This window comes from Microbacterium sp. PI-SA-G, from assembly GCF_057215335.1.
In genome coordinates, this window is sequence record NZ_CM170103.1 from 2777120 (window position 1) to 2798351 (window position 21232).

Consider the following 21232-nt stretch of genomic DNA (forward strand, 5'->3'; position numbering starts at 1 on the left):
ATCATGGCGCCATGGGCATCGAACGCAATTGGGCGGGCAACCTCGCATACCGGGCAGCACGGGTCGAGCATCCGTCATCGATCGATGAGCTGCAGACGCAGCTCGCCATCCGAGGCCCGGTGCGGATGCTGGGGTCGCGGCACTGCTTCAACGACATCGCCGACACCGAGGGCGTGCTCATCGCGCTGGATCGGATGCCGGCGACGTTCGAGGTCGGCCGGAACCGTGACTCCGTGCGGGTGGCGGGCGGGCTCCGCTACGGCGACATCGCTCCTCTGCTCGAGGCCGAGGGGCTCGCGCTGGCGAACCTCGCCTCGCTGCCGCACATCTCGGTGGCCGGCGCGGTGGCCACCGGCACCCATGGCTCCGGCGACGCGATCGGCTCGCTCGCGAGCGCGGTTCGGGCGCTCACTATCATCACCCCTTCCGGCGAGACCCGTGAACTGACGCGGGGCGACGACGACTTCGACGGTGCGGTCGTCAGCCTCGGCGCGCTGGGCGCGGTCGTCGACGTGACCCTCGACGTGGAGCCGACCTACACGGTCGCGCAGCACGTGTTCGAGCATCCGGACTGGGACTCGATCCTCGCCGACCTCGATGCGGTGACCGGGATCGGCACGAGCGTCAGCATCTTCTCGACCTGGCAGCGCACCGACATCGCCGACCAGATCTGGGTCAAGCAGCGGCAGCCGGAAGCGCGGGAGGCGGCGCGCGAATCGCTGTTCGAGAGTCTCGGCGCCGAAGCGGCGGTGAGCAAGCGGCATCCGATCCTCGGCGTCGACCCGATCGCCTGCACGGATCAGGGCGGCGTCCCGGGGCCGTGGTTCGAGCGACTCCCGCACTTCCAACTCGCGTTCACGCCGTCCGCCGGCGCCGAGATCCAGAGCGAATACCTCGTTCCGCGCGCCGACGCGGTCGCGGCGATCCAGGCCGTGCGCACGCTCGCCGGCCAGATCGCCCCGCTGCTGCTCGTGAACGAGATCCGCACCGTGCGCGCCGACGACCTGTGGCTGAGCTCGTCGTTCGAGACCGACGCCGTCGGCATCCACTTCACCTGGAAGCCCGACGAGGCCGCGGTGCGCGCCCTGCTCCCCACGATCGAGGCGGCTCTGCCGCCCACCGCCCGCCCGCACTGGGGCAAGGTGTCGACGCTCGACGCCGCCGAGACGCGCTCGCGGTATGCGCGGTTCGACGACTTCGCCGCTCTCGCCGCGCGCTTCGACCCCGAGCGCCGGCTGGTGAACCCGTACCTGGAGCGTCTCGGCCTGTAGCCCCGGCCGGGCTTCCGGTCGCAGTTCGCGCCGCCCTGCCGCGGCTCCGCCCGTTCCGGTCGCAGTTCGCGCCGCCCCGCCGCCCGCGAGGCGGCAGAAACTGCGACCGGAACGCCGGGCACTGCGCTGGCACGGGCGGGATGTTCTCGGTAACATCGCTGCAGGCGGCCGACGGAGGTGCACATGGTGAATGTGCGCTCGCTCGGCGCGCGATCTCGGACGCACGGTGCCCGACGACCTCGCGGTGATCGGCTACGACAACTCCATCGCCCGGCGGTGAGGGGTTCGGGGCTTCCCGAGCGTTTCGAGGGTCTTCCGGTCGCAGTTCGTGCCGCCCGTGCCGCCCGCCGGGCGTTCCGGTCGCAGTTCCTGCCGCCCCTCCGTACCTCGGGCGGCGTCGACTGCGACCGGAACGGCCGGCGCTGACGCAGCCGCGCCCGGCGCGGCGGGTCAGACGTGGTCGCGCCAGGAGTGCTGCGGGTCGAAGCCGAGCACGCGGCGGGCCTTGTCGATCGACAGCAGTGTCTCGTTCGGGCCGAACTCGCCCTTCACGGGCACGTCCGGGAAGACCTCGGCGAGGAGCTCGGTGTTCGGACGCGTCATGACCGTGTCGGCGGCCGCGATGATGAAGCGGTCGAACCCGGGGGCGGCGACCTCGAGTGCGCGCTGCACGGCCTGGGCTCCGTCGCGGGCGTCGATGTAGCCCCAGAGGTTCCACTTGCGGCGCAGGGCATCGGCATCGAACGACGGGAACTCGGCGTAGTCCTCGGGATTCATCACGTTCGAGAAGCGCAGGGCCGTGATCGACACCTCGGGATGCCAGCGCACCAGTTCTGTGGCCAGCTGCTCCTCGAGCGTCTTCACCAGCGAGTACACCGACTCGGGGCGGGCGGGGTAGTCCTCGTCGACCGGCACGTAGGGCGGCGGCACGTCGAAGGGCAGGCCCAGCACCGTCTCGCTCGATGCGTAGACGATGCGACGGATGCCGAGGCGCACGGCGGCCCAGAACACGTTGAACGTGGCGGGCATGTTGTTGTGGAAGGTGGCGACGTCGCTGCGGATGCCGGGGGCGGGGATCGCGCCCAGGTGCACCACCGCGTCGATGCCGTCGTGCCGGTCGCCGACCGCCGAGAACGCGTCGATCACCTGGCCGTAGTCGGTGAGGTCGACCTGCACGAAGTCCGGTCCGCGGGCGCCGGTGACGTCCATCCCGATGACCTCGTACCCCTGTGCCCGCAGTTCGCGTGCGACGACGCGGCCGAGCTTGCCCGATGAACCAGTGAGAGCGATGCGCATGTCTCCAGAGTGGCACGGCGGCGGGCCCGTGGCATCCGTCGTCGTACACTCGTCGGCGTGACCGACACCAGCAGCGCCCCCCGCCGACCGATCGGCGTGCGCGATGTCGCCGCCCTCGCCGGGGTGTCGCGGCAGACCGTGTCGCGGGTGCTCAACGATCACCCCGATGTCGCCACCGAGACGCAACTGCGCGTGCGCGCCGCGATGGCCGAGCTCGGGTACCGCATGAACAACGCCGCCCGCGCGCTGGGTACGCGGCGCTCCCGCACGCTCGGCGTGCTCGCCTCGGACGCGCTGCAGTACGGACCATCGCGCAGCATCGCCGCGCTCGAGGCGTCGGCGCGCGAGGCCGGGTACTGGGTCAGCGCGGCGTTCGCCGATGCGGGGGATGCCGCGGCGGTCGTCTCGGCGGTGGATCACCTGGTGGCGCAGGGGGTGGAGGGGATCGTGGTGGTCGCGCCGCACGCGCGCACACTGTCGGCGCTGGACGACCTGCGGATCGAGGTGCCCGTCGTCACGCTGCACTCGGCCGGACGCGGGGCCCGCGGTCTGTCGGTCGACCAGGCCGCGGGTGCTCGACTCGCCGTCGCGGCGCTGGCCGACGCGGGGCACACCCGCATCGCGCATCTCGCCGGCCCATCGGACTGGCTCGAGGCCGAGTCGCGCGCCGAGGGGTTCGCGGCCGAACTGGCCGCGCGCGGGCTTACTCCGGGGCCGGTGATCCCGGGCGACTGGTCGGCCGGGTCGGGGCATGCGGCCGTCGACGCGGTGCGGGCGTCGGGGGCGACTGCGGTGTTCGCGGCGAACGACCAGATGGCGCTGGGGCTGCTCGGTGGACTGCACGAGGCCGGTCTCGCGGTGCCCGGTGACGTGAGCGTGGTGGGGTTCGACGACATCCCCGATGCCGCGTTCTACTGGCCGCGGCTAACGACCATCCGGCAGGACTTCGACGAGCTCGCCCGCCGCGCGGTCGCCGCGGTGATCGGCGACCCCGCAGCATCCCCCCTCGCCCCCGTCGCCCCGGTCCTGGTCTCCCGCGCCTCGGTCGCCCCGCCCCGCTGACCCTCGCCGCAGCATCCCCTCGCCTCCGGCATCCCCTCGCCCCGCGGCATCCCCGCGCCCCTCCCGCCGCCGAGTGCACGGCTTCCTGCCGAGTGCACGGCTTGTTCGCGCGAACTCCCCGTGCACTCGGCAGCATCCCGTGCACTCGGCGAAAACCTGTCGAGCGCACGGGGCGCACCGCGCACAACGCACCGCCCGCGAACCTTGACGCGCGCGACCGCCCGTGACACACTTCTGTGACCGGTCACAGTGGCCGGATGCGACCCTGAGGCAGCTGTGAGCAACGACGCCCCCACCTTCGATCCCGCCGTCGAGCGTGCGATCTCCTCCGTCCGTGCCGACGTCGCGCGCCTGCACGGCGAACTCGTCCGCTACGGCCTCATCGTCTGGACCGGCGGCAACGTCTCGGGCCGCGTGCCCGGCGCCGACCTGTTCGTGATCAAGCCCAGCGGCGTGAGCTACGACGACCTGACGCCCGAGAACATGATCCTCTGCGACCTCGACGGGGCCGTCATCCCGGGCACCGCGGGCAGCGACCGCTCACCCTCGAGCGACACCGCCGCGCACGCCTACGTCTACCGGAACATGCCCGAGGTCGGCGGGGTGGTGCACACGCACTCGACCTACGCGGTGGCCTGGGCCGCCCGCGGCGAGGAGATCCCCTGCGTGATCACCGCCATGGCCGACGAGTTCGGCGGCCCGATCCCGGTCGGCCCGTTCGCGATCATCGGCGACGACTCGATCGGCCGCGGCATCGTCGAGACCCTCAGCGGGCATCGCTCACGGGCGGTCCTGATGCAGAACCATGGACCGTTCACGATCGGCACCGACGCGAAGGATGCCGTGAAGGCGGCCGTCATGGTCGAAGATGTCGCCCGCACGGTGCATCTCGCTCGCGAGGCGGGGCCGTTGATCCCGATCCCGCAGGAGGCGATCGACAGCCTCTACGACCGCTATCAGAACGTGTACGGCCAGAGTCAGGATGCCCGCCGATGACCGCCCTCGACGACCTCCGCGACGGACGCACCAGCCTCGGCATCGAGCTCGGCTCCACGCGCATCAAGGCGTGCCTGATCGGCTCGAACGCGACTGAGGTCCTCGCGACCGGATCCTTCTCGTGGGAGAACCGGCTCGAGGACGGCCGCTGGACCTACGCGATCGACGAGGTCTGGGCGGGGTTGCAGGCCGCCTACGCCGCACTGCTCGACGACGCCGAGAAGCGTCATGGCATCCGCCCCACCACGTTCGGGGCCATCGGCGTCTCGGCGATGATGCACGGCTACCTCGCCTTCGACGCGGCGGGCGAGCTGCTCGTGCCGTTCCGCACCTGGCGCAACACCAGCACCGGCGCGGCATCCACCGAGCTGGGGGAGCTGTTCGGGGTGAACATCCCGCTGCGCTGGTCGATCGCACACCTGCACCAGGCGGTGCTCGACGCCGAGCCGCACGTGCCGCAGATCGCCAGCGTCAACACCCTCGCCGGCTACGTGCACCACAAGCTCACGGGCGAGCGGGTGCTCGGTGTGGGAGATGCCTCGGGCATGTTCCCGATCGACTCCGCCACGGGTGACTACGATGCGCGGATGCTGCAGGCCTACGACGCCCTCGTCGGCGACCGCCTTCCCGCCCCGGTGGCCGAACTCCTGCCGTCGGTGCGCCGCGCGGGCGCCGCGGCCGGAGTCCTCACGACCGAGGGCGCCGCGCTGCTCGATCCGACCGGCGCGCTGCCCGCCGGCATCCCGCTCTGCCCGCCCGAGGGTGATGCGGGCACGGGTATGGTCGCGACGAACTCCGTCGCCCCGCGCACCGGCAACGTCAGCGCCGGCACCAGCATCTTCGCGATGGTCGTGCTGGAGCATCCGCTGGCCGAGGTGCACCACGAACTCGACCTGGTCACCACGCCCGCGGGCGACGCGGTCGCCATGGTGCACTGCAACAACGGCGCGAGCGAACTGGCCGCGTGGGCCGGGCTCTTCACCCGTTTCGCGGCGGTCGCCGGTCAGCCGATCGACGACGATGCCGCCTTCGACGCTCTGTTCCGCGAGGCGCTGCAGGGCGAGGCGGATGCGGGCGGGCTGATCGCCTACAACCACCTCGCGGGCGAGCCGATCGCCGGGCTCATCGAGGGGCGTCCGCTGTTCGTGCGCACGCCCGACAGCGCGTTCACGCTCGCGAACTTCATGCGCGCCCAGGTGTACGGCGTGTTCGGCACGCTCGCGCTGGGCATGCAGGTGCTCGCGGCCGAGGGCGTGCACCTCGACCGGATGTTCGCGCACGGGGGCATGTTCCGCACCGCCGGGGTCGCACAGCGCTTCCTCGCCGGCGCGCTCGACGCCCCGGTCGCGGTCGGCGAGCTGGCATCCGAGGGCGGAGCCTGGGGCATCGCCGTGCTCGCGTCGTACCTGGCGCACGCCGACGACCTGTCGCTGCCCGCCTATCTCGACGAGCACGTGTTCGCCGCGGCATCCCTCTCCACCGCCGATCCCGACCCGGCCGACGTGGCCGGCTTCGCCTCATACCTCGACCGCTACCGGGCGGGACTGGCCATCGAGGCCGCCGCCGTCGCATCTCTGTGAAGGACCGCACGATGACCCGCACCCCGCTCACCACCTCGCTCGACGGCTACGAGGTCTGGTTCCTCACCGGCAGCCAGCATCTCTACGGCCCCGAGACCCTCGCGCAGGTCGCGACGCAGTCGCAGGAGATCGCGCGCCTGCTCGACGAGTCGTCGGAGGTGCCGGTCAGAATCGTCTGGAAGCCGGTGCTGACCGATGCCGCCGCCATCAAGCGCACCGCCCTCGAAGCGAACGCCGACGACCGCGTGATCGGCCTGATCGCGTGGATGCACACCTTCAGCCCCGCCAAGATGTGGATCGCCGGACTCGACGCGCTGCAGAAGCCGCTCGCGCACCTGCACACGCAGGCGAACGTCGAGCTGCCGTGGGCCGACATCGACTTCGACTTCATGAACCTCAACCAGGCCGCGCACGGCGACCGGGAGTTCGGGTACATCCAGACGCGCCTCGGCGTGCCGCGCAAGACGATCGTCGGGCACGCGTCCGATCCGCGTCTGCGTCAGGAGCTCGGCACCTGGCAGCGTGCCGCCGCCGGGCTCGCTGCCTCGCGCGACCTCAAGCTCGCCCGCTTCGGCGACAACATGCGCTTCGTCGCGGTGACCGAGGGCGACAAGACCGAGGCCGAGCTGCGCTTCGGCGTGCAGGTGAACACGTGGGGTGTGAACGAGTTGGCGGATGCCGTCGCCGCGGCATCCGACGCCGAGATCGACGCGCTCGTGGCCGAGTACGAAGAGCTGTACGAGGTCGTGCCCGAGCTGCGGCGCGACGGCGAGCGGCACCAGTCGCTGCGCGACGGCGCGGCGATCGAGATCGGGCTGCGGTCGTTCCTCGAGGAGGGCGGCTTCGGCGCCTTCACGACGTCGTTCGAGGACCTCGGCGCGCTGAAGCAGCTGCCCGGTCTCGCCGTGCAGCGGCTGATGGCCGAGGGCTACGGCTTCGGCGCGGAGGGCGATTGGAAGACGGCCGTGCTCGTGCGCATCGCGAACGTGATGGGTTCGGGGCTCCCCGGCGGCGCGAGCCTGATGGAGGACTACACCTACGACATGACGCCGGGCGACGAGCTGATTCTCGGCGCACACATGCTCGAGGTGTCGCCGTCGCTGACCACCGCGAAGCCCACGCTCGAGATCCACCCGCTGGGCATCGGCGGCAAGGACGACCCGGTGCGCCTGGTCTTCACCGCCGACCCCGGGCCTGCCGTCGTCGTGGCGCTGAGCGACATGCGCGACCGGTTCCGCCTCACCGCGAACGTGGTCGAGAACGTGCCGCCGCGAGCGTCGCTGCCCAAGCTGCCCGTCGGCCGCGCGGTCTGGAAGCCGCAGCCCGACTTCACGACCTCGGCTGCCGCGTGGCTGACCGCCGGGGCGGCACACCACACCGTGATGTCGACCGCGGTCGGCATCGAGGCGTTCCGCGACTTCGCCGACATGGCCGAGGTGGAGCTGCTCGTGATCGACGACGACACCACGCTGCCCGAGTTCCAGAAGCAGGTCCGCTGGAACCAGGCGTACTACCGCCTCGCGCAGGGGCTCTGATGCCCGCCGAGACCGCTGCGGTCGCAGTTTCTGCCGCTTCAGGGGGCGCGCAGGCGGCGCCGAATGCGACCGGAACGCGGCCGCCGCGCTCGGGCCGGCAGCTGCGCATCGCGGCGCACGGGTACGTGGCCGACATCGCCAGCATCGGGGCGACCCTGCGGACGCTGACCTTCGACGGGCGCGATCTGGTGGTGCCGTTCGAGGCTGACGAGGTGCGACCGGGCTATCGCGGCACGACCCTGGCGCCGTGGCCCAACCGCATCGTCGACGGCCGCTACTCCTTCGGCGGGGTCGAGCACCAGCTGCCGCTGACCGAACCCGAGCGCGGGCAGGCCCTGCACGGGCTGCTCGCGTGGGCGGAGTTCTCGGATCGCCTCGTGCTCGACGATCGGGTCGTGCTCGCGGCCGTGATCGAGCCGCAGACCGGGTACCCGTTCCGCGTCGAGGTCGAGAGCGAGTACCGTCTCGCGGCGGACGGGCTGCATCAGACCGTCACCGCGCACAACATCGGGGCGGATGCTGCGCCCTGGGGCACCGGCCCGCACCCGTATCTCGTGGCCGGCCCCGGCGGCGTCGACGACTGGACCCTCACGCTCCCGGCATCCGAGGTGCTGACCGTCACACCCGATCGGCTCAGCCCGATCGCGGTCGAATCCGTCGACGCGCACCCCGAGTGGGACTTCCGCGAGCCGCGCCGCATCGAGGACGTGTTCATCGACCACGCCTTCACCGAGCTCGCGCGCACCGACGGCGTGGCCGAGGTGCGGGTCACGACCGATGCCGGCACCGGCGTCGCCCTCGCGTGGGACGAACGCTGCCCGTGGGTGCAGGTGCACACCGCCGACACCCCGGAGGTCGCCGCGACGCACCGCATCGGCCTCGCGGTGGAGCCCATGACCTGCCCGCCCGACGCCTTCAACTCCGGCGTCGACCTGATCACGCTCGAGCCCGGCGCGACGCACGCGGCGTCCTGGCGGATCTTCGCGCTGTAGGCGCGGCAGGGCTGTCGGCCTGTGGCTCGCGCCTCCGGCCGGTTCCGGTCGCACTTCCCGCCGCCTCGCGACGCGCGGTCCGGCAGCAACTGCGACCGGAACGGCCGGGCGGATGCCGACGCGGCAGCAACTGCGACCGAAAGGGCCCGGGCGGATGCCGGCCGGTTCCGGTCGCACTTCCCGCCGCCTCGCGACGCGCGGTCCGGCAGCAACTGCGACCAGAACGCCCGGGCGGATGCCGGCGCGGCAGCAACTGCGACCGGAACCGCCGGCCGCGCCTAACCCGCCAGCACCGCGGCGGCCTGCCGGGCGGCGCCGAGCGCCACGTACTCCCCGGCGGGCGGCACCTCGACCGGCATGCCGAGCACCAGCGGGGCGATCTCCCGCACGGCGGCGGACTGCGCGCCGCCGCCGATCAGCAGCGCCCGCCGCAGCGGCACCCCGGCTTCGCGCAGGGCATCGAGTCCCGCGCCGAGTCCGGACAGCATCCCCTCGACCGCGGCACGCGCCAGGTTCTCGCGCGTGGTCGAGGCGAGGGTCATGCCGCTGAGCGTCGCCGTCGCATCGGGCAGATTCGGGGTGCGCTCGCCCTCGAAGTAGGGGATGAGTGACAACCCCGCCGACCCCGCAGGAGCCGCCAGCGCGAGACGACTCAGCTCCGCGTGATCGACGCCGAGCAGCGCGGCCGTCACGTCGAGCACGCGCGCCGCGTTCAGCGTGCACACCAGCGGCAGAAAGTGCCCGTCGGCCGACGCGAAGCCCGCGATGATCCCCGACGGATCCGCCGAGGCCTCATCGCTCACCGCGAACACGGTTCCGCTGGTGCCGATCGACACGACGACGTCACCGAGGCCTGCGCCCACCCCGAGCGCGGCCGCCGCGTTGTCGCCGGCGCCGGGCGCGACGCGTCGGCCCGCGGCATCCGTCACCGACTCGTCGGGTCCGAGCACTCGCGGCAGCACCGCATCGTGACCGAGCGCGGCGATGAACAGCTCCCGGTCGTACTCGCCGGTCGCGGCGCTCCAGTATCCGGTGCCCGAGGCGTCGGAGCGGTCGGTGACGAGCTCGTCGAGCACCGGCCCGAGCGGGGCGCCCTCGGCGCCGACAGGGCCGTACCCGCGCAGCCGCCAGGTCAGCCAGTCGTGCGGCAGTGCGACGGCGGCGACCCTGGCGGCGTTCTCGGGCTCGTGGTCGCGCAGCCAGCGCACCTTCGAGATGGTGAAGGATGCCACGGGCACCAGCCCCGTGCGCTCGGCGAGCTGCTGCGCGCCGAACTCTGCGATGAGGGCGGCCGCGGCATCCGCCGACCGGGTGTCGTTCCACAGCAGCGCATCGCGGATGACCGCGCCCGACGCATCGAGCGCGACCATCCCGTGCTGCTGTCCGCCGATGGCCCACGCCTCGATGTCGTCGAGCCCGCCCGCCTCGTGGATCGCCGACTGCACGGCCACCCACCAGGCGTCCGGATCCACCGACGTGCCGTCCGGGTGCGACGCGCGACCGGTACGCACCACGGCACCGGTCGTCGCATCCGTCACCACGACCTTGCAGGACTGCGTCGAAGAGTCGACGCCGAGAACGAGAGCCATCAGCGGGTCAGCGGGCGCCGAGCAGGTGCTCGGTGGCGAGCTGCTGCAGGCGCACGAAGCCGAAGCCCTTGCCGCCGAGGTACGCGTCGGCGTCGAAGTCCTCGTAGGCGCTGCGGTCGGCGAGGAACGCGTCGTAGCTCTCGCCCTCGTCGAGCGTCGGGATCGAGAGCTCGGCGACCTTGGCGGCCTCAAGTGCCTCCTGCACCTCGGGGTCGGCGCGGAAGGCCGCGGCGCGCTCCTTCAGCAGCAGGTAGGTGCGCATGTTGGCGGCAGCCGACTCCCACACGCCGGTCTCGTCTTCGGTGCGGCTGGGCTTGTAGTCGAAGTGGCGGGGTCCCTCGTAGGCGGGGATGCCGTTGGGGCCGCCGTTCTCGAGCAGGTCGACGAGCGAGAACGCGTTGTGCAGGTCGCCGTGACCGAACACGAGGTCCTGGTCGTACTTGATGCCGCGCTGACCGTTGAGGTCGATGTGGAAGAGCTTGCCGTGGTACAGCGCCTGGGCGATGCCGGCGGTGAAGTTGAGTCCGGCCATCTGCTCGTGTCCGACCTCGGGGTTCACGCCCACGAGCTCGGGGCGCTCGAGCGAGTCGATGAACGCGATCGCGTGTCCGAGCGTCGGCAGCAGGATGTCGCCGCGGGGCTCGTTGGGCTTCGGCTCGATCGCGAAGCGGATGTCGTAGCCCTTGTCGGTGACGTAGTCGCCGAGCAGATTCACGGCCTCGCGGTAGCGCTCGAGCGCTGCCCGCACGTCTTTCGCGGAGTCGTACTCGGCACCTTCGCGGCCGCCCCACATGACGAACGTCTTCGCGCCCAGCTCGGCGCCGAGGTCGAGCTGACGGAAGACCTTGCGCAGCGCGAAGCGGCGCACCTGGCGGTCGTTCGACGTGAAGCCGCCGTCCTTGAACACGGGAGCGCTGAAGAGGTTCGTGGTGACCATCGGCACGATCAGGCCGGTGTCGTCGAGGGCACCCTTGAGGCGGTCGATCTGGGTCTGACGCTCGGCGTCGGTGGAGCCGAAGGCGAACAGGTCATCGTCGTGGAAGGTCAGTCCGTACGCGCCGAGTTCGGCGAGCTTCTCGACGGCGTGCACCACGTCGAGGGCCGGTCGGGTGGGGCCGCCGAACGGGTCGGAGCCGTTGTAGCCGACGGTCCAGAGTCCGAATGAGAACTTGTCGTCGCGGGTCGGGGTGAGGCTCATGATGCTCCTTCGCATGGGCGACGCCGTGCATCGCAATTGTTGTGAGCAACAACATATAGGCTGAGGGCGGCGATGTCCAGCCTCCTAGACTGAGGCGTCGACCAGACCGATGCGAGAGGGAGATCAGGTGGCGGACGCTTCGACGGAGCTCGGCGGGATCGCAGCGCCCAAGGAGACCGGCGACGGCGTGCGCGCGCGCAACCTCGCGCGGATCCTGCGCCGCGTGCACCTCGAGGGACCGCAGTCCCGGGCGCAGCTCACCGCCGCCACCGGGCTGAATCGCTCCACCGTCGCCGACCTCGTCGGCTCGCTCGTCGACGAGGGATGGGTGACCGAGCGCGACCCCGACCCCGCGGGCCGCGTCGGCCGCCCCTCGCCGGTCGTCGAGGCATCCCCGCACGCGGTCGTCATCGCGGTGAACCCCGAGGTGGATGCCGTCGAGATCGCTGCGATCGACCTCGCCCGCGGGATTCCCGTCCGCGAGCGCATCGAGTGCACGCTGCCGTCGGCCGAGGCGGTCGCCGCGCTGGTCGCCGAGGTGATCGCGCGCTGGCGACGGGGTCCGCTGCGCGCGATGCGCGTGGTCGGCATCGGCGTCGCGGTGCCGGGACTCGTGCGTCAGGCCGACGGGCTGGTCCGCAACGCTCCGCACCTGGGCTGGCGCGACGCCCCTGTGCGCGCGCTGATCGCCGGTTCGAGCGGGCTTGCCGTCGCGGTGGGCAACGACGCGAGCCTCGGTGCGCTCGCAGAGCACCTGTTCGGCGCGGCGCGCGGCGCCGACGACGTCGTGTACCTGAACGGCGGACCCTCCGGCATCGGTGGCGGGATCATCGTGCACGGCATGCCCGTCGGCGGGGTCGGCGGCTACGCGGGCGAGTTCGGACAGAACCGCGTGCGCGTCGGGACGGATGCGGCGCTGCCGCGCGACGCCGCCCTCGAGGACGAGGTGAGCCGGGCGCGTCTGCTGGCCGCGCTCGGCATGGGGGCGGCGGACGACAGCGCGCTCGCGGCGGCGCTGTCGGGGGCGCTGTCGGGCACGCTCTCGGGGGACGTCGAGGAGGGTGTCGATGCGGAATCGCGGCGCCAGCGCGGCATCCTGGCCCGAGCGATCGCCGACGCGGTCAACGTGCTCAACCCCTCCGTCGTGGTGCTGGGCGGGTTCCTGGCGATGCTGGTCGACCTCGACCCCGAGGGCTTCGCCGATGCCGTTCGCTCTGCCGCGATGACCGAGAACGCCGAGGGACTGCGCATCCTGCCCGCATCCCTCGCCGGCGACCGTCTGCTGCTCGGAGCAGCCGAGCTGGCGTTCACCGCTGCCGGCGTGATCTGACTCAGCGCGCCAGCCAGTTCCGCAGCGTGCGGGTGACCCACGGCAGCACCCAGTAGGTCATGATCGGCGTCAGCACGAGCGTCGTCACGAGCACGCGCAACCAGATCGGCAGCGCATCCCACCCCGGCACCGGGCTGACGGCATAGGTGAAGGCGACGTTCACCGGGAAGAACCCCAGCCAGATCGTCACGGCCTGCTTCCAGCGCGGGGGTGCGTTCGTGACGGGAACCGTCGTGGTGCCGGTCGTGGTCGGGATCGTGATGGACCCCGTCGCCGGCTCATCGAACCAGCCCTCGATACCGCTCCGGCGCCGGGAGCGCTCGCTGAGCACCAGCCCCTCTCCGGTCGCGAGCCACGAGGCGCGCTCGGCCGAGTCCTCCCAGGCCACCAGGGTGTCCTCGTCCGCGAAGCGGTACAGCATGTGCCACACCTGCGAGTCGGCGCCGGCGCGCACCCACCCCGAGCCCAGGAAGCCCGGGTAGCGGTTCGCCTTGTTGACGCCCGTCTGCACCCACGAGGTCACCTCGTCGATGCGGTCGGGATCGACTTCGCGGCGGATGGAGACGGTGATGGGAGCGCTGGTCATGGCGGGTCCTCGGGAACGGGGCGGCCGGATCACGGACACGCCGACAGGGGGCTGCGCCAAGGGTCGCGGCGCGTCGTCGATTCTATGCGGCGCGGACGACATCGAGCCTGCCGGAGGCCACCGGGGCCCCGGACGTGCACTCGGAACCGGAGAACCGCGTCACGAATGCGCACGCATGTGGTCTGGTCCGTTGGGTGCCGCTGTGCGCACCTCTGACCGAGGAAGGAATCACATGCTCGCGCTGACCGTCGATCCGACGCCGCCGACGTCCTCCTCCGTCTCCCTCCGACGCCGGGGCGGGCCCACCCATTCCCGCCCGCCCCGGTCCCTCCTTCTGCGACGCTTCGGCCTTCGGTGCCGTTCGGGCACGGGCTGAGCGGCGAGCGCCGCATCGACAGCTGGGGGAATCGGGAAGCAGGACCGGGGGAAGGGCAGCACATGGTGGTGTGCGTGGGAATCATCGACGATCATCGGGCGATGCTGGTGGGAGCCGCGGCGATCATCGAGAGTCATCCGGGATATCACGTGGTCGCGACCGGCCGCACGGTGGCCGAACTGGTTGCCTTCCGTCAGCGGGTGGATGTGGTCGTGCTCGACCTCACCCTGTCTGACGGATCGACGACGCCGCAGAATGTCCGCGAGCTGCAGGTGCTGTGCGCGCCGGTGCTCGTGCACGTGGCCGACGAGCCGCTCGCGCTCGTGCACGCGGCGGCGCGGGCCGGAGCGGTCGGAATGATCAGCAAGGCCGACGAGATGCCGCACATGATGGCGACCATCGCGGCCGCGGCCCGGGGCCAGCTCGTCGAGGGCGCGGACTGGACGTCGGCGATCCGGCATCGCAATCCGTCCTCGAAACGGGTGATCCTTTCGGAGCGCGAGGTCGAGGTGTTCTCCCGCTACGCCGCCGGCGAGACGGCCGAGCAGGTCGCGCAGGAGCTGTACGTCTCGCGCGAGACGGTGCTCGATCATGTGCGCCGCATCCGTCGTAAGTACACCGCGGTCGGGCGGCCAGCCGTCACGAAGGTCGACCTGTTCCGGCGCGCGCTCGAGGACGGCTACGTGCATCCGCACAGCTGACCCGCGCTGCGCTGCCGCGCGTCAGGGGTCACATGTGGCTGATCAGGTGTCACGAATGGCCTGATCCCGGCGCGTGATGCGGCCATTCGCGTCCCCTCGGCGCTGATCTCACCGCGCAACTCTGGCTGGGGTGTCACAGATGGCCTGATCCCGAGGCGCTATGCGGCCATTCGTGACCCCTGCGCCGGACCTCGCCCCGCGAGGCCTCTTCAGGTGTCACAGATGGTCGCTTCGCGACGTGGGATGCGGCCACTTGCGACCCCTGCGCCGGACCCCGCCACACGAGCCCCACTTCAGGTGTCACATGTGGCCGCTTCGCGGCGCGGGATGCGGCCATCCGTGACCCCTGCGCCGGACTCCGCCCCGCGAGGCCACTTCAGGTGTCACAGATGGTCGCTTCGCGACGCGGGATGCGGCCATTCGTGCCCCCTGCGCCGGACTCCGTCCCGCGAGGCCTCTCCAGGTGTCACAGATGGTCGCATCGCGGCGCGTGATGCGGCCATTTGTGACCCCTGCGCACGACCCCGACTCGCGAGCCTCACTTTAGGTGTCACAGATGGTCGCTTCGCGACGTGGGATGCGGCCACTTGCGACCCCTGCGCCGGACCCCGCCACACGAGCCCCACATGCGTTGTCACAGATGGCCGCATCGCGGCGTGGGATGCGGCCATTCGTGACCCCTGCGCCGGACCCCACCCCGCGCGAAGGCGCAGAATAGGACGCATGAGCACACGCAACGAAGCGGTTCTGGTCGACGTGGTCCGCACTCCGGTCGGACGCGGCAAGCCCGGGGGAGCGCTCTCGGGCGTGCATCCCGTCGACCTCGCCGCGGGCGCCCTCGCGGCACTGCTCGAGCGCAGCGGCCTCGACTCGCGCGAGATCGACGACGTGCTGCTCGGCTGCGTCAGCCAGGTCGGCGAGCAGTCGACGAACATCGCGCGACAGGCGGTGCTGGCGGCCGGCTTCGACGAACGGGTCCCGGCGGCGACGATCGACCGGCAGTGCGGATCGAGCCAGCAGGCGGTGCACGCCGCCGCGCAGGGGATCATCGCCGGCGCGTATGACGTGGTGATCGCGGGCGGCGTCGAGTCGATGAGCCGCGTGCCTCTGGGGTCGTCGGCGCAGCAGGGATCGCCGTGGTCGCCGCGGCTGCGGGCCCGCTACCCAGACGGTCTCGTGAATCAGGGTGTGTCCGCCGAGCTCATCGCCCAGCGGTGGGGACTCTCACGGGCCGAGCTCGACGCCTACGCCGCAGAGTCGCACCGTCGTGCGGCAGAGGCCGCGGCATCCGGATTCTTCACCCGCAGCGTGATCGCGGTCGACGAGGCACCCGACGCAGTCGCCGACGAGACCGTCCGCACCGGCACGACGGCCGAAGGCCTGGCGTCCCTCCCTCCCGCGTTCCGCACCGACGACCTCGCCGCCCGGTTCCCCGACCTCGACTGGCGCATCACGGCGGGCAACTCCTCGCCGCTCACCGACGGCGCCTCGGCGGCACTGCTCATGAGCGCCGACCGCGCGGAGAAGCTCGGCCTCACGCCCCGCGCCCGCTTCCACTCCTTCGCGGTCGTCGGCGATGATCCGCTGATGATGCTCACGGGCCCGATCCCCGCCACTCGGCGCATCCTCGAACGCAGCGGCCTCACGATCGACGACCTCGACGCGTACGAGGTGAACGAGGCATTCGCGTCGGTGCCGCTGGCCTGGGCGGCGGAGCTCGGGGCGGATGCCGCGAAGCTGAACCCTCGCGGCGGCGCGATCGCCCTCGGCCATGCGCTGGGCTCGTCGGGCACGCGTCTGTTGAGCACACTGGTCGACCACCTCGATGCGACCGGTGGACGTCTCGGGCTGCAGGTCATGTGCGAGGGCGGCGGAATGGCGAACGCCATGATCGTCGAGCGCCTCTGATCCGCCGACCACCCGCGCCGAGACGAAGAAGACCCCCGCCGACCCGATTCGGCGGGGGTCCTGCGGTGTGGGCACCGCGGCGGGAGCGAGATCCGCTCTCCGCGGCGCGGAAATCCTTGACTACCCGTTCCGGTCTGAGTCTCCGCGCATCTGCAGTTGTAATCGACCGATGTGACCGCGCGGTGAACGCGCGACGAACATCGATCGGATGCCGCGCAGAAATCTACATGGACGTCCTAGTAAATCCACGGCTCCCGAAGTAAACTCTCCAATGTGCCAACGGTGGCACGGAGGGAAGTCACATAATGACTCGTACCATCCCGCACTTCGTGGGCGGATCGCATCTCACTCGCGACACGGGCCGCTTCGCGGATGTCTTCGACCCGAGCTCCGGCGCGGTGCAGGCACACGTGCCGCTTGCCACGGCCGACGAGGTGCGCGCGGTCATCGCGAACGCCGCCGAGGCCCAGACCGCGTGGGCCGCCACGAATCCGCAGAAGCGCGCCCGCGTGCTGCTGCGTTTCCTCGATCTGGTGCAGCGCGAGATGACCTCGCTCGCCGAACTGCTCGCGAGCGAACACGGCAAGACGGTCGACGACGCGAAGGGCGACATCCAGCGGGGACTCGAGGTGATCGAGTTCTCGGCCGGCGCCCCGCACCTGCTCAAGGGCGAGTACTCCACCGGAGCGGGAGCCGGCATCGACGTGTACTCGATGCGCCAGCCGCTCGGGGTGGTCGCCGCGATCACCCCGTTCAACTTCCCCGCCATGATCCCCCTGTGGAAGGCGGGTCCGGCGCTCGCCGCGGGCAACGCCGTCGTCCTCAAGCCGAGTGAACGCGATCCCTCGGTGCCGGTGCGCCTCGCCGAGCTCTTCCTCGAGGCAGGCCTCCCGGCTGGCGTGCTCAACGTCGTGCACGGCGACAAGGAGGCGGTCGACGCGCTCCTCGAAGACGACCGCATCCGCGCCGTCGGCTTCGTCGGCTCCACTCCCATCGCCGAGTACATCTACGCGACGGCGGCTGCGCACGGCAAGCGGGCGCAGTGCTTCGGCGGAGCGAAGAACCACATGATCGTGATGCCCGGCGCCGATCTCGACCAGGCCGTCGACGCACTGATCGGTGCAGGCTACGGATCGGCGGGGGAGCGGTGCATGGCGATCTCGGTCGCCGTCCCGGTGGGGCAGCAGACCGCCGACGCGCTGGCCGCGAAGCTCGTCGAGCGCGTCGCCCAGCTGCGCATCGGTCCGTCGCTCTCACCCGACGTCGACTACGGTCCGCTCGTCACCCGGGCGGCGGTCGAGCGCGTCGAGGGGTACATCCAGCAGGGCATCGACGAAGGCGCGACCCTCCTCGCCGACGGCCGCGGCTTCTCGGTCCCCGGGTTCGAGGAGGGCTTCTACCTCGGCCCGACCCTGTTCGACCACGTCACGACCGACATGGCGATCTACCGCGAAGAGATCTTCGGCCCCGTGCTCGTGATCGCGCGCGCCGCCGACTACGAGGAGGCGCTGCGGATGGCGTCGGAGCACGAGTACGGCAACGGCGTGGCGATCTTCACGCGTGACGGCGATGCCGCCCGTGACTTCGCCGCCCGCGTCGAGGTGGGCATGGTCGGGGTGAACGTGCCGATCCCGGTGCCGATCGCGTATTACACGTTCGGCGGATGGAAGCGCAGCGGATTCGGCGACCTGAACCAGCACGGCGCCGACGCGTTCCGGTTCTACACGAAGACCAAGACCGTCACGAGCCGATGGCCGCAGGGCACCCGCGAGGGCGCCAGCTTCGTCATCCCGACCATGCACTGAGGGAGCGAGACATGACCACCGTCACGACCGTCACCACCGAGGAGCGCGAGGCGATCCTCGACGCCGTCCGCGAGTTCGCCGACACCGAGCTCGCGCCCTTCGCCGCCGAACGCGACGAGAAGCACCTCTTCCCGCGCGAATCCCTCGGGAAGGCGGGTCAGCTCGGGCTCGGCGGCATCTACGTGCGCGAAGAGTCCGGCGGCACCGCGCTCTCGCGCGTCGACACGGTCGCGATCTTCGAAGAGCTCGCGAAGGGCGACCCGGCCGTCGCCGCGTACATCTCCATCCACAACATGGTGGTCTGGATGATCGACAGCTACGGCACCGACGGGCAGATCGCGCGCTGGCTGCCCGACCTGAGCGTGATGGCGGAGTTCGGCGGCTACTGCCTCACCGAACCGGGTGCGGGGTCGGATGCCGCGAACATCGCCACCAGCGCCGTGCGCGACGGCGACGAGTACGTGCTGACGGGCGTCAAGCAGTTCATCTCCGGTGCCGGCGAGGCCGCCGTGTACGTCGTGATGGCGCGCACCGGCGAGGCGGGAGCCCGCGGCATCAGCGCCTTCCTGGTTCCGGCGGATGCTGCGGGGCTGAGCTTCGGCGCCCCCGAGAAGAAGATGGGCTGGCACGCCCAGCCCACCCGCCAGGTGGTGTTCGACGGAGTGCGGGTGCCGGCATCCGCTCTGCTGGGCGACGAGGGCAAGGGCTTCGCGATCGCGATGTCGGCCCTCAACGGCGGGCGTCTGAACATCGCCGCCTGCTCGCTGGGCGGCGCGCAGTGGGCGCTCGATCGGGCCGTGCAGTACGTGCACGAGCGGGTCGCGTTCGGTGAGCCACTGGCCGAGAAGCAGTCGATCCTGTTCGCGATCGCCGACATGCGCACCGAACTGCAGGCCGCGCGACTGATGGTGCGCGACGGAGCCGAGGCCGTCGATGCGCACGCCCCCGACGCCACCATGCGCTGCGCGATGGCCAAGCGCTTCGCGACCGATGCCGGCTTCGACGTCGCCAACCGGGCGCTGCAGTTGCACGGCGGCTACGGCTACCTGCAGGACTACGGCATCGAACGCGTGGTCCGTGACCTGCGCGTGCACCAGATCCTCGAGGGCACCAACGAGATCATGCGTCTGATCGTCGGTCGCGAGATGCTGCGGCCGGCGGGATCCACGTCGATGCGGAGCGCGTCATGACCCGCATCGCGTTCCTGGGCCTCGGCCACATGGGACTCCCCATGGCGAAGAACCTCGCGGCGGCCGGTCATGAGGTGCACGGCTTCGACCTCGTGCCGGCGGCGATCGAGGCGGCGCGCATCGCCGGGATCCCGGTCGCGGCGAACGGGGCAGATGCCGTGGCCGATGCCGAGGTCGTGATCACGATGTTTCCCGCGGGGAAGCACGTGATCGAGGCCTATCGGTCCGAGCTGCTGGCCGCCGCCCGACCGGGCACTCTGTTCATCGAGTCGTCGACGATCGCCGTCCACGAGGCGCAGACGGCCCACGAGCTCGCGCTCGCCGCCGGTCATCGCCACATCGATGCTCCGGTGTCGGGCGGGGTGGTGGGTGCCGAGAAGGGCACGCTGGCGTTCATGGTCGGCGGGGCGGATGACGACGTCGCCGCCGCGATGCCGGTGCTGGAGGTCATGGGTGCGCGCATCGTGCACTGCGGCGGGCCGGGACTCGGCCAGGCGGCGAAGGTGTGCAACAACATGGTCCTCGCGGTGTCGCAGATCGCGGTCGCCGAGGCGTTCGTGCTCGGTGAGCGGCTGGGACTCGAGCATCAGGCACTGTACGACGTGGTGTCACAGGCGTCGGGTCAGTGCTGGGCGATCACGACGAACTGCCCTGTGCCGGGGCCGGTACCCACGAGCCCGGCGAATCGCGACTATCAGCCGGGATTCGCGGGCGCGCTGATGGCGAAGGACCTGGGACTCGCGCTGCAGGCCATCGAGCAGACCTCGACCGACGCGCAGATGGGACGGCTGGCGCAGCAGATCTATGCCGCCTTCGCCGCGGGCGACGGGGCCGGGCGCGACTTCAGCGGCATCATTACCGACATCCGCGACGACCGCGTGTGAGGCAGGGGAAGATACTGGACTCACGACGGCACGGACACCGCACGAACAAGGAGACGGCATGACCGAGTACGAGACGATCCTGGTCGAGCAGCGCGGGCGCGTGGGCTGGATCACCCTGAACCGCCCCGAGGCGCTCAACGCGCTGAACAGTCGGCTCGCCGATGAGGTCACCGCTGCGGCCGTGGCCTTCGACGCCGATGAGGGCGTGGGCGCGATCGTGGTCACCGGATCCGAGAAGGCGTTCGCGGCGGGGGCCGACATCAAGGAGATGGAGGCGATGTCGAGCGCCGAGATGCTCGCGACCGATCACTTCGGCGTGTGGCACGAGTTCGCGGCGGTGCGCACACCGGTGATCGCCGCCGTGTCGGGGTTCGCTCTCGGCGGCGGATGCGAGCTCGCGATGATGTGCGACATCATCCTCGCCGCCGACACCGCGAAGTTCGGCCAGCCCGAGATCAACCTCGGTGTGATCCCCGGCATGGGCGGCACGCAGCGCCTGATCCGCGCGGTCGGCTACTACAAGGCCGCGGAACTCGTGCTCTCCGGGCGCTTCATGGGCGCGGAGGAAGCGGAGAGATCGGGACTCGTCTCGCGGGTCGTGCCGGCCGCCGATCTGCTGACCGAGGCCACGGCACTCGCCGAGACGATCGCGGCGCGCTCCCTGCCGTCGGTCTACGCCGCCAAGGCCGCGCTCGACGCGGCGATGGAGACCACGCTGGCCGAGGGACTGGCGCATGAGAAGCAGGCGTTCGCCGCGCTGTTCGACACCGCGGATCAGAAGGAGGGCATGTCTGCCTTCCGCGAGAAGCGCACTCCCGACTTCCAGAACCGCTGAACCGCGGTCGGTCTCGGTCAGGACGTGTTCACAATTCAGCAGAAACGGGCGCGGAACGGGTTCCGCGGCCCGATCGAGCCGCCGAACGCCCGATCGTG

General features: G+C 71.2%; 17 protein-coding genes. 13 read left to right on the forward strand and 4 right to left on the reverse strand.

What is annotated here, in order from left to right; genetic code table 11:
- Positions 1-11 precede the first annotated feature (11 nt).
- A complete protein-coding gene (locus AC2D10_RS13675; RefSeq protein ID WP_484708447.1) occupies positions 12-1271 on the forward strand; it encodes an FAD-binding protein in 1260 nt (419 codons plus the stop codon).
- 450 nt (positions 1272-1721) lie between these two features.
- Here the strand turns inward: AC2D10_RS13675 and AC2D10_RS13680 are convergent, their stop codons facing one another.
- Entirely contained in the window at positions 1722-2567 is an 846-nt protein-coding gene (locus AC2D10_RS13680; protein ID WP_484708448.1) for an NAD-dependent epimerase/dehydratase family protein, read from the reverse strand.
- A 57-nt stretch (positions 2568-2624) separates the two neighbouring features.
- Between AC2D10_RS13680 and AC2D10_RS13685 the strand changes: the two genes are divergently transcribed.
- From AC2D10_RS13685 to AC2D10_RS13705, 5 genes are all read left to right on the forward strand, one after another.
- Complete coding sequence (locus AC2D10_RS13685; RefSeq protein WP_484708450.1) at positions 2625-3629, forward strand: LacI family DNA-binding transcriptional regulator; 1005 nt, start codon at positions 2625-2627, stop codon at positions 3627-3629.
- Between the two features lie 276 nt (positions 3630-3905).
- A complete protein-coding gene (locus AC2D10_RS13690) occupies positions 3906-4625 on the forward strand; it encodes an L-ribulose-5-phosphate 4-epimerase (protein ID WP_484708451.1) in 720 nt (239 codons plus the stop codon).
- Positions 4622-6205 (forward strand): xylulokinase, encoded by a 1584-nt coding sequence (locus AC2D10_RS13695; RefSeq protein WP_484708452.1) that lies wholly within the window; start codon positions 4622-4624, stop codon positions 6203-6205. Before AC2D10_RS13690 ends, AC2D10_RS13695 begins: the two co-directional genes overlap by 4 nt.
- An 11-nt stretch (positions 6206-6216) precedes the next feature.
- Positions 6217-7740, forward strand: coding sequence for an L-arabinose isomerase (gene araA / locus AC2D10_RS13700; protein ID WP_484708453.1), 1524 nt, complete (start codon positions 6217-6219; stop codon positions 7738-7740).
- Complete coding sequence (locus AC2D10_RS13705; RefSeq protein WP_484708454.1) at positions 7740-8732, forward strand: aldose 1-epimerase family protein; 993 nt, start codon at positions 7740-7742, stop codon at positions 8730-8732. The genes araA and AC2D10_RS13705 overlap by 1 nt, the downstream gene beginning before the upstream one ends.
- Before the next feature lie 278 nt (positions 8733-9010).
- Here the strand turns inward: AC2D10_RS13705 and xylB are convergent, their stop codons facing one another.
- Positions 9011-10321, reverse strand: a complete 1311-nt coding sequence (gene xylB, locus AC2D10_RS13710) for a xylulokinase (protein WP_484708455.1) — start codon at positions 10319-10321, stop codon at positions 9011-9013.
- A gap of 7 nt (positions 10322-10328) precedes the next feature.
- A complete protein-coding gene (xylA, locus tag AC2D10_RS13715) occupies positions 10329-11519 on the reverse strand; it encodes a xylose isomerase (RefSeq protein ID WP_484708456.1) in 1191 nt (396 codons plus the stop codon).
- A gap of 127 nt (positions 11520-11646) precedes the next feature.
- On the opposite strand from xylA, the gene AC2D10_RS13720 reads away from it, so the two are divergent.
- Positions 11647-12849 (forward strand): ROK family transcriptional regulator, encoded by a 1203-nt coding sequence (locus tag AC2D10_RS13720; RefSeq protein WP_484708457.1) that lies wholly within the window; start codon positions 11647-11649, stop codon positions 12847-12849.
- A gap of 1 nt (position 12850) precedes the next feature.
- On the opposite strand, the gene AC2D10_RS13725 is transcribed toward AC2D10_RS13720, so the two are convergent.
- On the reverse strand, positions 12851-13435 hold the full coding sequence (locus AC2D10_RS13725) for an antibiotic biosynthesis monooxygenase (protein ID WP_484708458.1): 585 nt from the start codon (positions 13433-13435) through the stop codon (positions 12851-12853).
- Positions 13436-13885: 450 nt separating this feature from the next.
- Here AC2D10_RS13725 and AC2D10_RS13730 point away from each other — a divergent pair, with 450 nt between their 5' ends.
- The 6 genes from AC2D10_RS13730 to AC2D10_RS13755 all read left to right on the forward strand — a co-directional run bounded on the left by AC2D10_RS13730 (position 13886) and on the right by AC2D10_RS13755 (position 21134).
- A complete protein-coding gene (locus tag AC2D10_RS13730) occupies positions 13886-14512 on the forward strand; it encodes a response regulator (protein ID WP_484708459.1) in 627 nt (208 codons plus the stop codon).
- Between the two features lie 723 nt (positions 14513-15235).
- Positions 15236-16420: a thiolase family protein gene (locus tag AC2D10_RS13735; RefSeq protein WP_484708460.1), complete on the forward strand. Its 1185-nt coding sequence runs from the start codon at positions 15236-15238 to the stop codon at positions 16418-16420.
- Between the two features lie 305 nt (positions 16421-16725).
- On the forward strand, positions 16726-18225 hold the full coding sequence (locus AC2D10_RS13740) for a CoA-acylating methylmalonate-semialdehyde dehydrogenase (protein WP_484708461.1): 1500 nt from the start codon (positions 16726-16728) through the stop codon (positions 18223-18225).
- Positions 18226-18236: 11 nt separating this feature from the next.
- A complete protein-coding gene (locus tag AC2D10_RS13745) occupies positions 18237-19415 on the forward strand; it encodes an acyl-CoA dehydrogenase family protein (RefSeq protein WP_484708462.1) in 1179 nt (392 codons plus the stop codon).
- Positions 19412-20299, forward strand: coding sequence for a 3-hydroxyisobutyrate dehydrogenase (gene mmsB / locus AC2D10_RS13750; protein WP_484708463.1), 888 nt, complete (start codon positions 19412-19414; stop codon positions 20297-20299). Before AC2D10_RS13745 ends, mmsB begins: the two co-directional genes overlap by 4 nt.
- A 58-nt stretch (positions 20300-20357) precedes the next feature.
- Positions 20358-21134 carry an enoyl-CoA hydratase gene (locus AC2D10_RS13755; RefSeq protein WP_484708464.1) on the forward strand — a complete coding sequence of 259 codons (777 nt, stop codon included), beginning with the start codon at positions 20358-20360 and terminating at the stop codon, positions 21132-21134.
- Positions 21135-21232: the final 98 nt, after the last annotated feature.